Genomic DNA, 13540 nt, shown 5'->3' with positions numbered 1-13540 from the left:
CACCCATGGCTATAGTAGGGCAAAATAATGAACGCCATTCATTTTGTGTCCCGTGTCATGCGGGGCGGGAGGATCTCATGGACATCATCGAGCGGGACGTCGTCATCATCGGAGCGGGGCCCTCGGGGCTGACCGCAGCACGCGAGCTGAGGCGGGCGGGCCACTCGGTCGCCGTCGTCGAAGCCAGGGACCGGGTGGGCGGGCGCACCCACACGGACGTCGTCGACGGCGCCGTCCTCGAGGTGGGAGGCCAGTGGGTGTCTCCCGACCAGACCGCGCTGATCGGGCTCCTCGACGAACTCGGCATGGACACGTTCCCGCGGTACCGGGAGGGCGATTCCGTCTACATCGGCCCCGACGACCGGCCGGTGCGGTACTCGGGGGAGATGTTCCCCGTCAGCGACTACACCCGCGAGGAGATGACGCGGCTCATCGACATCCTGGACCGGCTCGTGGCCGAGGCCGGCCCGGAAGCGCCGTGGAACCACCCCGACGCCCGTGCCCTGGACACCATCTCCTTCCACCACTGGCTGCGGCAGCAGTCCGACGACGAGGAGGCCTGCGACAACATCGGGCTCTTCATCGCGGGTGGCATGCTGACCAAGCCCGCGCACTCCTTCTCCGCGCTGCAGGCGATCCTCATGGCGGCGACCGCCGGGTCCTTCTCCAACCTCGTGGACGAGGACTTCATCCTCGACCGGCGCGTGGTCGGCGGCATGCAGTCCGTCTCCGAACGCATGGCCGCCGACCTCGGGGACGACGTCATCCTCTCGAGCCCCGTGCGCACCCTGCGCTGGAGCGGCATGGACGGTCATGGCAGCGCCGGTGGCGTCACGGTCGAGGGCGTCACCGTCGTGTCGGACACGACGACGGTGAACGCGCGGTACGCCGTCGTGGCCGTCCCGCCCAACCTGTACTCGCGCATCAGCTACGAGCCGCCGCTCCCGCGACGCCAGCACCAGATGCACCAGCACCAGTCGCTGGGACTCGTCATCAAGGTGCACGCCGTCTACGCCACACCCTTCTGGCGTGCGGAAGGGCTCTCCGGGACCGGCTTCAGTGCGGGCTCGATCGTCCAGGAGGTCTACGACAACAGCAACTACGAGGACCCGCGCGGCACCCTCGTGGGGTTCGTCTCCGACGAGAAGGCGGACGCGATGTTCGAGCTCCCGCCGCACGAACGCCGCGAGCGCATCCTCGCTTCGATCGCGGGCTTCCTCGGGCCGCAGGCCCTCGACCCCGAGGTCTACTACGAATCGGACTGGGCCTCCGAGGAGTGGACGCGCGGCGCGTACGCCTCCAGCTACGACCTCGGGGGACTGCACCGCTACGGCCGCGACCAGCGCACGCCGGTCGGCCCCATCTACTGGTCCTGCTCGGACATCGCGGCCGAGGGCTACCAGCACGTGGACGGCGCCATCCGCATGGGCCGGCGCACCGCCGCGGACGTCCACCGCGCCCTCGCCTCCGGGCTGCAGTCGGCCGGCACCGCGAAGGAGGCATGACCGTGCGCTACATCGTCGGGTACACCGCGGACGAACGCGGGCACGACGCGGTGTGCCTCGCCGTCGCCCTCGCGCGGCGCCAGGACGCCACCCTCGACCTCGTCCTCGTGACGCCCGAGCACTCGCTCTACGCGGGCACCTATCCGCCGGACAAGGGCTTCGACAGCCTCCTGTCGGAGCAGATGACCGAGTGGATGGACCAGGGACTCGCACTGGTACCCGACGACGTCCGCGCGCGCGGCGTCGTCGTCCGCGCCGACTCGAACGCCGAAGGGCTCATCCAGGCGGCCGAGGACACCGAGGCCTCCCTGATCGTGATCGGGGCCAGCTCGCGCGGCCTCACCAGCCGGTTCAGCGTGGGCAACGTGGCCCGCAGCCTGCTGCACGCCTCGCCCGTGCCCGTGGCCCTCGCACCGCAGGGCTACCGGCGCACCGACCCCGTCACGCGCCTCACCTGCGCGGTGGGCCGGCGGGCCGGGGCCGACGCCGTCATCTCCGTCGCCGTGTCCTCCGCCGGCCGCCGCGGCCTGCCGCTGCGCCTGGTCTCACTCATCGCGCTCGACGCCGGCCAGCCCGACCCGGGCGGAGCCGAGGACGAGGCGAACCGGCGGCTCGCGGAGGCGGCGTCGTCGCTGGCGGCCGGCGGGCGCGTCAGTGTCGAGACGGCGCACGGCGCTTCGGTCGAGGAGGCCGTCGAGTCCATGGCCTGGGACGAGGGAGAGGTGCTGCTCGTCGGATCGAGCCGCCTCGCGCAGCACGCGCGCATCTTCCTCGGGTCCACCGCGGCCAAGATCCTGCGTACGCTGACCATCCCCATGGTCGTCGTCCCGCGTACGTACGCAACGCCCGGCACCACTCCCGGCCCGGGCGCCTTACCCACGGAGGCGGACGCATGAGTATCGACGAGACTACACACAGGGGATCGGGACTCAGCAGGAAGGGCCTCGACTCGGGGACCGTCGGCCTGCTGGGCGCCGTCGTCATCGGGGTGTCCTGCGTGGCCCCCGCCTACACGCTGACCGCGGCCCTCGGCCCCACGGTCGCCGAGGTCGGGACCCAGCTCCCGGCCATCTTCCTGATCGGTTTCATCCCCATGCTGCTCGTGGCCCTCGGCTACCGCGAGCTCAACAGCGCCATGCCGGACTCCGGGACCTCCTTCACCTGGGCCACACGGGCCTTCGGCCCGTGGATCGGCTGGATGGGCGGGTGGGGCCTCATCGCGGCGACCGTGATCGTGCTGTCCAACCTCGCCGCCGTCGCGGTCGACTTCTTCTACCTCCTGCTCTCCCAGGTGATGGGCGATCCCTCGATCGCCGAACTCACCCTGAACCTGCCGGTGAACATCGCGACGACGCTCGTGTTCATCGCGCTCGCGTGCTACATCTCCTACCGCGGCATGGAAGCCACGAAGATCGTGCAGTACGTGCTCGTCACCTTCCAGCTCGTGGTCCTGGCCTGGTTCGCCATCGCCGCGTTCATCCACGTCGGCAACGGCACGGCATTCGACGCCACGAGCATCAGCGCGGACTGGTTCAACCCCTTCGCCGTCGGCTCGTTCTCCGCCTTCGCCGCAGGCGTCTCGCTCTCGATCTTCATCTACTGGGGCTGGGACGTGACGCTGACCATGAACGAGGAGACCACGGACCCTGACAGGACCCCGGGCCGCGCGGGCGCGCTGACCGTCGTCGTGATCGTGGTCATCTACCTCACGGTCGCGCTCGCCACCCTCGCGTACGCCGGAGTGGGCGACGGCGAGCTCGGCGCCGGCAACCCCGACAACCAGGAGAGCATCTTCGCGACGCTCGCCGGCCCTGTCATGGGTCCGTTCGCCATCCTCATGTCCATGGCCGTGCTGAGCTCGTCGGCCGCGTCCCTGCAGTCCACGTTCGTCTCGCCCGCCCGCACGCTGCTCGCCATGGGGCACTACCGGGCGCTGCCCAAGGGCTACGGACGCATCAGTCCGCAGTACAAGTCGCCCAGCTTCGCGACCGTGGCCGCGGCCGTCGCCGCCGCCGGGTTCTACGTGTTCACGCGCCTGGTCTCGGAGAACGCGCTGTGGGACACCATCACCGCGCTCGGCCTGATGATCTGCTTCTACTACGGCATCACCGCCCTGGCGTGTGTCTGGTACTTCCGGGCCCAGGCCTTCGCGAGCTTCCGGAACGTCCTCTTCCGGTTCCTGGCGCCGCTGCTCGGCGGCGTGATCCTGCTGGTCATGTTCGTCAAGACGGCCATCGACTCCATGGACCCCGGGTACGGCTCCGGGTCCGAGCTGTTCGGGATCGGCATGGTGTTCATCCTCGGGATCGGGGTGATCCTCCTCGGGGCGGTGCTCATGCTCGTCTGGTCGCGCATCAACCCGGCGTTCTTCCGGCAGGAGGTCCTCACCCGCGGGTCGGCCCCGCGCGACTAGCGGTCCGGGCGCACCCGGGCCACCGAATCCGCCGCGTCCGCGCCGCCGTCCGGAGCCCCCACGGGCCGGACGGCGGCGCCGCTGCGTGGCCGGCCGCCCGCCCGGGGAACGGGACGCCGGCGGGCGCCGTGGGGGAGGCACGTCACGGAGAGAAATGCGGCCGGACACCGGTGCCGGGCGGGCCGTCAGCACCTAGCATTCCGGCATGGAGGATCACGGCGGGCAGGTGACGGGCGAGCCGCGCCGCGCCCTGCTCGACGCCGTCGAGGACAGGGCCGGACTGATGTGCCGCAGCGAGCAGCGCGTGTGCCGGATCCTCGCCCGCAGGATCGATCCCGCGATGGAACCGGCCGCCTACAGTGTCCTGGCGGCCGCCCGCATGCTCGGGCCCTGCCGCGTCACGGACCTCGCCGCGTCGCTGGGCATGGGCAACCCCGGCGTGAGCGGCCATGTGGCGGCACTCCAGCGGCTCGGCCTCGTGGAGCGCGGCCCGTCGGACGGCGACGACCGTTCGCACCCCGTGGTCCTCACGGCGGAGGGTGCCCGTCGGATCGACGAGGCACGCCTGAGCAGGCGGCGGTCCTTCCGGCGACAGCTCCAGGGGTGGGACCCGGCCGACGTCGTCGAGCTCGCGGGCCTGCTCTCGCGGTTCAGCGCGGCGTACCTCGCTGCGCGTGAACCGGCCGCCGAGGTGCCGGATCCGCGGGGTGCGCACCGCGCAGGGACGGGGCTTCCGGGACCATCGGCCGGTCAGTAGAGTGACGCCAGACCTCGCACGGTGGCGGCGGTCCTTCGAGAAGCGGGGCACGATGAGCCAGTTCCCAGTCGACAGCCGGTCCCACGGGGATCCCGCGGACCGGCAGGGCAAGGGCCTCGCGGCGGGCGCCCTCGGCCTCTGGCAGTCGACGGTGATCGGGCTCGCCTCGACGGCACCGGTGTACTCCCTCGTCGCGACCCTCGGCTTCGTGGTCCTCGCCGTCGGGGCCCAGGCGCCGATCGCCTTCGTCCTCGCGTTCATCCCCATGGTGTTCATCGCCTTCGCGTACCGGGAGCTGAACCAGGCGGTGCCCGACTGCGGCACCTCGTTCACGTGGGCCACCAAGGCCTTCGGTCCGTGGGCCGGCTGGATGGCGGGGTGGGGCGTGGCGGTGGCGGGCGTCATCGTGCTGGCGAATCTCGCGCAGGTCGGCGGCACGTACCTCTGGCTCCTCGTCGGCGACGGTTCCCTCGCGGAGGAGCCGCTGCTGGTGACGATGACCGGCGTCGCCTTCATCGCGCTCATGACGGTGGTCAGCTACCGCGGCGTGGAGATCGGCGCGAAGCTCCAGAACGTCCTGCTGGGCATCCAGTACGCGGCACTCGTGCTCTTCGTGGTCCTCGCCCTCGCCGGTGCGGCGAACGGGACGGTCGGGACCGCGACACCGGTGTCCTGGGACTGGTTCAACCCGTTCGCGTTCGAGAGCGTCGAGGGGTTCACCGAGGCGATCCTCCTGGCCCTGTTCGTCTACTGGGGCTGGGACGCCTGCCTGGCCCTGAACGAGGAGACGAAGGACGCCCGCCGCGTCCCGGGCCGCGCGGCGCTGCTGTCGACCGTCCTGCTCCTCGTGACCTACGTGGGCGTCACGGTCGCAGCCATGATGTACGCGGGGGTGGGGGAGGAAGGCATCGGCCTGGGCAACGAGGCGAACGCGGAGGACGTGTTCCTCGCCCTCAAGGACGCCGTCCTCGGACCCTGGTCGTGGCTGCTCGTCGTCGCCGTCCTGGTCTCCGCGGTCTCCTCGACGCAGACCACCATCCTGCCCACGGCCCGCGGCACGCTCTCCATGGCGGTCTACGGGGCGCTGCCCGCGCGCTTCGGCGTGGTCCACCCCCGCTACCGGACGCCGTCGTTCTCCACGCTCGTGATGGGCATCGCCGCGATCGCGTACTACGTGCTGATGACGCTCATCAGCAAGAACGTCCTGGCCGACTCCATCCTCTCCCTCGCCCTGGCCATCGCGTTCTACTACGCGATCACCGGCTACGCGTGCGTGTGGTACTTCCGGCGGGAGCTGTTCACGTCCCGCCACAATGTCGTCTTCCGTTTCCTGCTGCCGCTGATCGGCGCCGTCCTGCTCACCGCGGCCTTCGTCAGGTCCGCGATCGACATGGCCGACGTCGAGTACGGCTACAGCGTGCTGTTCGGCATCGGCGGGACGTTCGTCACGGGCATCGGCTCCCTGGCCCTGGGCCTGGTCCTCGCGGTCGTCTGGCGCAGCAGGCCCGGCTCCGCACCGTTCTTCCGCGGTGAGAGCCTCGACGAGGACACGCCCGTCCTCGTGCCGGACTCACCCGACGTGCACCGGCGCTCGATCGACGGCGGACTCTCCTGATGCGGATCCTGGTCATCGGTGCGGGCGGGGTCGGTTCGGCCGCGGTCCGCATCCTCGTGCGGCGGACGTTCTTCGAGCACCTGGTGATCGCCGACTACGACGCCGGGCGTCCGCAGGCCCTCGTCGACGAACTGCAGGACCCGCGCCTCGTCGCGGTCCCGGTGGATGCGTCGTCGGCGGCGACGGTGGCCGCCCTCGTGCGGGAGCACGCCGCCACGCACGTCCTCAACGCGGTGGACCCGCGGTTCGTGATGCCCGTCTTCGACGGCTGCTTCGCCGCGGGCGCGACGTACCTCGACATGGCGATGAGCCTGTCCGAGAAGCACCCGCACCAGCCGTACGAGAAGACGGGGGTCATGCTCGGGCAGGCGCAGTTCGACGCCGCCGCTCGGTGGGAGGCGGCCGGGCGGCTCGCCCTCGTGGGGATCGGCGTCGAGCCCGGTCTGTCCGACGTCTTCGCCCGCTACGCGGAGGACGAGCTGTTCTCGTCCATCGACGAGCTGGGCGTGCGCGACGGTGCGAACCTGACGGTGGAGGGCTACGGCTTCGCCCCGTCGTTCTCCATCTGGACGACCATCGAGGAGTGCCTGAACCCGCCGGTCGTCTTCGAACGGGACCGCGGGTGGTTCACCACCGAGCCGTTCAGCGAGCCGGAGGTGTTCCGTTTCCCCGAGGGCATCGGGGACGTGGAGTGCGTCAACGTGGAGCACGAGGAGGTGGTCCTGATGCCACGGTGGACGAAGGCGCGCAGGGTGACGTTCAAGTACGGGCTGGGGGAGGAGTTCATCGGCGTGCTGCGGACCCTGCACATGCTGGGCCTCGACTCGGCGGAGCCCCTCCGGGTCAAGGACGTGGAGGTCTCGCCACGGGACGTCGTCGCGGCAGCCCTGCCCGACCCCGCCACGCTCGGCGACCGCATGCGCGGGAAGACCTGCGCGGGCGTGTTCGTCACCGGGCTGGGCAAGGACGGCGAACCCCGGGCCGTGTACCTCTACCACGTCGTCGACAACGCGTGGTCGATGGCCGAGTACGCCTCGCAGGCCGTGGTGTGGCAGACCGCCGTCAACCCCGTGGTCGCTCTGGAACTGCTCGCCACGGGCCGCTGGCGCGGCACGGGGGTCCTCGGCCCGGAGGCCTTCGATGCGCGGCCGTTCCTGGAGCTGCTGGCGGCCGATGCCCCCGCGGGGTACGGGTCGCCCTGGGGGATCGAGGAGCGCTGAGCCGCGAGGCCCGCGCGGGTCAGGCCGGGGCGGAGACCGGCTCGGCGCGCTTCACGGGCCGGGGCTGGCGGCGTACGGTCCGGAGCATGTCGATCGTGAGGAGGATCAGCGCCAGCCACACGAGGCTGAACCCGACCCACCGCTCGAAGGGCATGTCCTCGCCGAACACCAGCAGGGCGAGGAGGAACTGGAGCACGGGCGCCAGATACTGCAGGAGGCCGATCGTCGTCAGGGGGAGGCGGCGGGCGGCGGCGCCGAAGAAGATGAGGGGTACGGCCGTGATGATGCCGGAGGCGGCCATGATCCAGAAGTGCCCCGTCCCCTCGGTCACCAGGGTCGCGTCGCCGGTCGAGGCCAGCCACAGCATGACGGCCACGGCGACGGGTGTCAGGACCAGCGTCTCGATGCTCAGGCTGGACACCGCATCCACGCGGGAGCCCACCTTCTTCTTGGTGAACCCGTACAGGCCGAAGGAGAACGCCAGCGACAGGGCGATCCAGGGCACTGCGCCGTAGCCGACGGCGAGCACCACCACCGCGAGGACGCCGATGCCGATCGCCGTCCACTGCAGGGGGCGCAGCTTCTCCCGCAGCACGACCACGCCGAGCAGGACCGAGACGATGGGGTTGATGAAGTAGCCGAGGGCTGCCTCGATGGCCTGTCCGGACGTCACACCGTAGGTGTAGACGAGCCAGTTGACGGCGATGAGCAGGGCCGCGACGGTGAGCGTGCCGGTGACCCTCGGGGTGCGCAGGGCCGTGAGCACCGGTCGCCAGGACCGCAGGACGGTCAGCAGGAGGGCGCAGAAGACGAGGGAGAACAGCACCCGGTTCGCCACGATCTCGACGGGACCCGCAGGCGCGAGGACGAGGAAGTACAGCGGCAGCAGACCCCACAGACCGTAGGCGCCGACGCCGAAGAGGATACCGACGGAGTTCTCGCTCCGCGCCGGACGACTGACCTTCGTGCCTGTTCCACTCACGCAGGCGTGAACCGGCCGAGGAGAACGTTTATTCCCGCGCCGGTGTTCCCGCCGTCCGCCGCACCGGGGCGGAGGAGATCCCCGCCACTGTTTTCGCCGGTGCCGGGCGGAGGCATTTAGAATAGGGAAGTATGCGCTTATTGGTGCGCGACGGTATCCACCAGGATCATCCCGGGAAGAAGGCTCATCAGTGTCTACCTCAGCTGCGGCTCGGCCGCTGCGGGTCGCGATCATCGGCGCCGGTCCGGCAGGCGTCTACGCCGCCGACATCCTGACGAAGTCGAACGAGGTGCAGGGCGGCGACTTCGCCGTGAGCATCGACCTGTTCGACCAGTACCCGGCACCCTACGGTCTCATCCGCTACGGGGTGGCACCCGACCACCCGCGGATCAAGGGCATCGTCAACGCGCTCCACAAGGTGCTCGACCGCGGGGACATCCGCTTCCTCGGCAACGTCAACTACGGCCGGGACCTGACGCTCTCCGACTTCCGCCGCTTCTATGACGCGGTGATCTTCGCGACGGGCGCCATCCGCGACGCCGACCTCGACATCCCGGGGGTGGAACTCGACGGCTCCTTCGGCGGGGCGGACTTCGTCTCCTGGTACGACGGCCACCCCGACGTCAGCCGCGAGTGGCCGCTGGAGGCCCGCGAGATCGCCGTGATCGGCAACGGCAACGTGGCCCTCGACGTGGCCCGCATCCTCTCCAAGCACGCCGACGACCTGCTCTCCACCGAGATCCCCGACAACGTGTACCAGGGGCTCAAGTCCTCGCCGGTCACCGACGTCCACGTCTTCGGACGCCGCGGACCCGCCCAGGTGAAGTTCACGCCGCTGGAACTGCGTGAGCTCTCCCATTCGCGTGACGTCGACATCGTCCTCTACCCCGAGGACTTCGACTTCGACGCCGGGTCCGAGGAGCAGATCGCGACCAACAACCAGACCAAGACCATGGTGAAGACCCTCACCAACTGGCTCGTCGAGGACGAGCCGACGGGGGCATCCCGCCGTCTGCACCTCCACTTCCTGCACTCGCCCGTCGAGATCCACGACTCACCGGAGACACCCGGCAAGGTCGCGGGCATGAGGTTCGAGCGGACCGAGCTGACCGGGGACGGGAACGTGCGCGGGACCGGGGAGATCATCGACTACCCCGTCCAGGCCGTGTACCGCGCCATCGGGTACTTCGGCTCGGAACTGCCCGAGGTCGGATTCGACGAGAAGCGCGGCGTCATCCCCAACGAGGGCGGCCGCGTGATCGACGAGCAGGGACAACCGGTACCCGGCATCTACGCGACCGGGTGGATCAAGCGCGGTCCCGTCGGCCTCATCGGACACACCAAGGGGGATGCCCTCGAGACCATCGGCTACCTCCTGGAGGACCGTCTCAACCTCCCTCCGGCCGAGGACCCGTCCGAGGACGCCATCATCGGCCTGCTCGAGGAGCGTGGCGTCCGCTACACCACCTGGGACGGGTGGCTGAAACTGGACGCCCACGAGCTCAAGCTGGGTGCGAACTTCGTGAACACGTCCGGCAACGCCGAGGTGGTGCGCGAACGCGTGAAGCTCGTGCCCCGTGAGGACATGGTCGCCATTTCTCGCGGCGAGTAGTCCCGCTACACTGTGACCTGTCCCACGCTGCCACGCGGGACAGGTCACGAAGCGGAGTGCCGATGTCGTCGTCCCGTTCCATCCCTCTCACCGAGTTGTCCTCCGTCGCGCTGCAGCAGAAGGCGCTGGCCGCCCATGAGGCCCTGGACCAGGGCGACAGCGTCGACGGGAAGCTCCGGGGGATCGTGCGGGAATCCTGGCTGCGGTCCCTGACGTTCCTCCCGAGCCCGTCCACGGCGCGGGCCCGCCTGTTCTGCTCCGAGGAGGAGCTCGAGGCGTACCGCCAGAGCCACCCCCTCGCGGCCATCATGCCCGTGATCGATCGGCTGCTCGTCCAGCCGAGCCTGGAATCCGGGATGCTGGTGGCCGTCGGCGACGAGAACGGCCGGCTCCTCTGGGTCGACGGTGACCGGGAGCTGCGGCGTCGCGCGGAGGGCATGCTGTTCGTGCCGGGAGCGGACTGGTCGGAGGCCACTGTCGGCACGAGCGCCCCGGGCACGGCCCTGGCCCTCGAACGCAGCGTGCAGATCGCCGGCGCGGAGCACTTCAGCCCGCAGGTCCACCCGTGGAGCTGTACCGCGGTACCCCTGCACGACCCGGACTCCGGAACGGTCCTGGGCGTCATAGACATCACGGGTACCGCCGACGCCGTCGGGACCCACACGCTGTCCCTCGTGGAGGCGGCGGTCGCCGCGGCGGAGGCGCAACTGAGCATCCACCGGCTCCAGGGCCGCCTGCCCAGGGCACGGCGGGTCCGGCCGGGGCGTGTGCCCGCCGCGCTCTACCGGAACAGCCTGCAGATCCTGGGGACGGACCACGGCGTGGTGCACGCGGGGGGAGCATCGCTGGAGCTCAGCCTCCGCCATGCGGAACTGCTGACCCTCCTGGCCCTGCACCCGGAGGGGCTCACCGCTGACCAGCTCGCCACGATGGCCTATCCGGAGGACGCGTCGGGGACGACCGTCCGGGCGGAGATGCTCCGGCTGCGCAAGGTCCTGGCCGAGCACGGCAAGGCGATCGTGCCCCAGTCCCGGCCCTACCGCCTGCCGGGCGAGCTCGTGGTCGACGCGGTGCAGGTGCTGAACTACCTCCACAGAGGGGCGCACCGCATGGCGCTCGGCATCTACCGGGGTCCCGTCCTCCCGCGTTCGCAGGCGCCGGCCATCATGCGCCTCCGCAGCGAGGTGTCCACGCTCCTGCGGGACGCCGTCCTCACCGACGGTTCTCCCGAGACCGTCCTCGATTACCTCGCGCTCGCGGAGGCCGAGTACGACGTCGAGGCGTGGCAACTGGCGCTCAGGGTCCTGCCCCAGCGCTCACCGCGGCGAGCCGTCGTCGTCGCACACACGGAGTGGCTGGAGACGGAACTAGGGGTTCCGCCGTCGTTACTCGCAGCTTTTCCCAAATTTCGTTAGCGAATCGCAATGATCAGTCGCAATCGGCCCTGTGAGCGGGCTAACGTTGTGCCCGGAGGCCGAACGGCCGGCGGACCGGAACGTCCGTGGGTCGAACGCACCGTTCGCACAGCACTTTCAAGGGGATTTTCGTGACGCAGGCAGGCCGGCACCCGGCGACGGCGAGGGTGCAGAACCGGGGTCCCCGTAGCTCCCGCATGAAGATGAACGCGAGCCTGGCCATGGTCGTGTGCTTCGTGGGCTTCCAGGGCATCGTCCCGCAGTCGTGGGACCCCGCCGCCGCCTCCTCGACCGGTTCGGGCCCGATCGGGGCGGACGGCGTCCGCCCCACGGGTCTCGTCGGCTCCTCGCTGCTCCTGCCGCTGGGCGGCTCCGACGCGCTCGACCCCCTCGACCGTCGGTTCGTGGGAGCCGACACGGACACCGACCCGGAGACCGCGGCGGACACCGCGGGTGAGGGGACCGCCGCGACGGCGACCGGCATCTCGGCCCGACCGGCCGCGGGGAATCTGTTCGCGCCGCTCGAAGGCCTCTCCCCGAGTTCTCCCTTCGGATCCCGCACGAGCCCGATCACGGGCGAGGACGGCGAGTTCCATACGGGCCAGGACTACTCGGCGCCCTGTGGCACCCCGGTGTACGCTGCCGACGCCGGCACGGTGCGGGCCGTCGGCTGGCACCCGTGGGGTGGCGGCAACCGCGTGGAGGTCGACCACGGCAACGGCCTGATCACCACGTACAACCACCTCCGTGCCATCTCGGTCAGTGCAGGCGACACCGTCAGGGGTGGCGAGTCGATCGCGGAGGTCGGGACCACCGGCTCCTCGACCGGATGCCACCTCCACTTCGAGACCATCCTCGACGGCGAGCACGTCGACCCGCTGCGGTGGAAGCTCGTGGCTGCCCAGCACATCGCCCGCGGCGGCGAGCTGCAGGACTACTCTCCCGGGGGCGACGGCGCAGCCGACATCCCCGCCTGGGCGCAGTCCTCGACGCGTTCCCACCAGCACGGCCACTCTGACGACCACACTCACGATCACACGGGCGACCACACCGTGGATGCGCTGCCGATGGCACCCGCCCCGTCGGCGGGCGCGGGTGCTGCTTCCGCACAGGACCGCACCCCGTCCGTGACGCCGCCCCGCGGTCCCGGCTCCGCGGTTCCGAACAGCCCGGAGAAGGCGCCGGAGAAGACACCGGACCCGAAGGCACCGGAGAAGGCACCGGAGAAGACATCGGACCCGAAAACACCGGAGAAAACACCGGAGAAGACGTCGGACCCGAAGGCGCCGGAGGGAACGACGCCGGACAGGACCACGCCGCCTGAGGCAACCACGCCGGAACCGGGAACGACGCCGGGCACGACGCCGGCGGGCCCCACGCCGCCGACCGGAACGGTGCCCAGCACCACCCCGCCGGCAGACGTGCCGCCACTGGCCGGGACCGCGCCGGTCACCACGCCACCGGCCGGAACGGACCCGGGGGCTGCGACCCCTCCGGGCGCACCGCTGCCGACGGCGCCGGACCAGGGCGCGACGCCCCCTGTCGATACCCTGCCGGGCGCCACGCCGCCGGCGGGTCCGACTCCCGAGCCGTCCTGCGACACAGATCCGACAACCCCTGCAGACGAGGAGCCGGCACCGGGAACAGCGCCCGCACCGGGCGAGCAGCCCGCGCCGGGCGCCGCCCCTGCACCGGGAGCAGAGCCCGCGCCGGGTTCCGCCCCCGCCCCGGGAGCGGCCCCCGCCCCGGGAGCGGCCCCTGCGCCGGGTGACCAGGCTGTTCCGGGCGCCGACCCCGCGCCGGGTGAGGATCCCGCACCGGGTACCGACCCCGCACCGGGTGAGGACCCCACCGATCCGACGTGCGACGAGCCGGGCACGCCCGAACCGGGTGCCGATCCCGCACCCGCGCCCGGCCCGGAGGGTCCGGCCACACCGGCGCCCGCACCGCCGGTCGTTGCGACAGTGCCTCCGGCCCACGAACAGGGGTAGCGGGACCGCTCCTTCCGGGCATGCAACGTC

Annotated in this window: 10 protein-coding genes; 9 read left to right on the top strand and 1 reads right to left on the bottom strand. The window is 70.9% G+C overall.

All coding sequences use genetic code 11. The features are described from left to right. Positions 1 to 77: 77 nt before the first annotated feature. The 6 genes from V6S67_RS14015 to V6S67_RS13990 all read left to right on the top strand — a co-directional run bounded on the left by V6S67_RS14015 (position 78) and on the right by V6S67_RS13990 (position 7510). Positions 78 to 1505, top strand: coding sequence for a flavin monoamine oxidase family protein (locus V6S67_RS14015; protein ID WP_334210806.1), 1428 nt, complete (start codon positions 78 to 80; stop codon positions 1503 to 1505). Then, on the top strand, positions 1502 to 2401 hold the full coding sequence (locus V6S67_RS14010) for a universal stress protein (protein WP_334210805.1): 900 nt from the start codon (positions 1502 to 1504) through the stop codon (positions 2399 to 2401). The genes V6S67_RS14015 and V6S67_RS14010 overlap by 4 nt, the downstream gene beginning before the upstream one ends. Next, complete coding sequence (locus V6S67_RS14005) at positions 2398 to 3918, top strand: APC family permease (RefSeq protein WP_334210804.1); 1521 nt, start codon at positions 2398 to 2400, stop codon at positions 3916 to 3918. The genes V6S67_RS14010 and V6S67_RS14005 overlap by 4 nt, the downstream gene beginning before the upstream one ends. Positions 3919 to 4123: 205 nt before the next feature. Beyond that, entirely contained in the window at positions 4124 to 4675 is a 552-nt protein-coding gene (locus tag V6S67_RS14000; protein ID WP_334210803.1) for a MarR family winged helix-turn-helix transcriptional regulator, read from the top strand. Between the two features lie 52 nt (positions 4676 to 4727). Beyond that, positions 4728 to 6290, top strand: a complete 1563-nt coding sequence (locus V6S67_RS13995) for an APC family permease (protein ID WP_334210802.1) — start codon at positions 4728 to 4730, stop codon at positions 6288 to 6290. After that, the gene (locus tag V6S67_RS13990) at positions 6290 to 7510 is read left to right on the top strand and encodes a saccharopine dehydrogenase family protein (protein WP_334210801.1); all 1221 of its coding nucleotides are present in this window, start codon (positions 6290 to 6292) and stop codon (positions 7508 to 7510) included. The genes V6S67_RS13995 and V6S67_RS13990 overlap by 1 nt, the downstream gene beginning before the upstream one ends. Positions 7511 to 7529: 19 nt before the next feature. Here V6S67_RS13990 and rarD read toward each other — a convergent pair whose 3' ends face one another. Continuing rightward, positions 7530 to 8492: an EamA family transporter RarD gene (rarD, locus tag V6S67_RS13985; protein WP_334210800.1), complete on the bottom strand. Its 963-nt coding sequence runs from the start codon at positions 8490 to 8492 to the stop codon at positions 7530 to 7532. A gap of 190 nt (positions 8493 to 8682) precedes the next feature. Here rarD and V6S67_RS13980 point away from each other — a divergent pair, with 190 nt between their 5' ends. From V6S67_RS13980 to V6S67_RS13970, 3 genes are all read left to right on the top strand, one after another. Beyond that, the gene (locus tag V6S67_RS13980; RefSeq protein WP_334210799.1) at positions 8683 to 10104 is read left to right on the top strand and encodes an FAD-dependent oxidoreductase; all 1422 of its coding nucleotides are present in this window, start codon (positions 8683 to 8685) and stop codon (positions 10102 to 10104) included. 62 nt (positions 10105 to 10166) lie between these two features. Then, a complete protein-coding gene (locus V6S67_RS13975) occupies positions 10167 to 11519 on the top strand; it encodes a GAF domain-containing protein (protein WP_334210798.1) in 1353 nt (450 codons plus the stop codon). Positions 11520 to 11650: 131 nt separating this feature from the next. Beyond that, on the top strand, positions 11651 to 13510 hold the full coding sequence (locus V6S67_RS13970) for a M23 family metallopeptidase (protein ID WP_334210797.1): 1860 nt from the start codon (positions 11651 to 11653) through the stop codon (positions 13508 to 13510). Positions 13511 to 13540: the final 30 nt, after the last annotated feature.

The sequence above is a fragment of the Arthrobacter sp. Soc17.1.1.1 genome (genome assembly GCF_036867195.1).
Lineage (GTDB): Bacteria > Actinomycetota > Actinomycetes > Actinomycetales > Micrococcaceae > Arthrobacter_D.
This window is presented reverse-complemented; position numbering and strand designations above follow the sequence as displayed.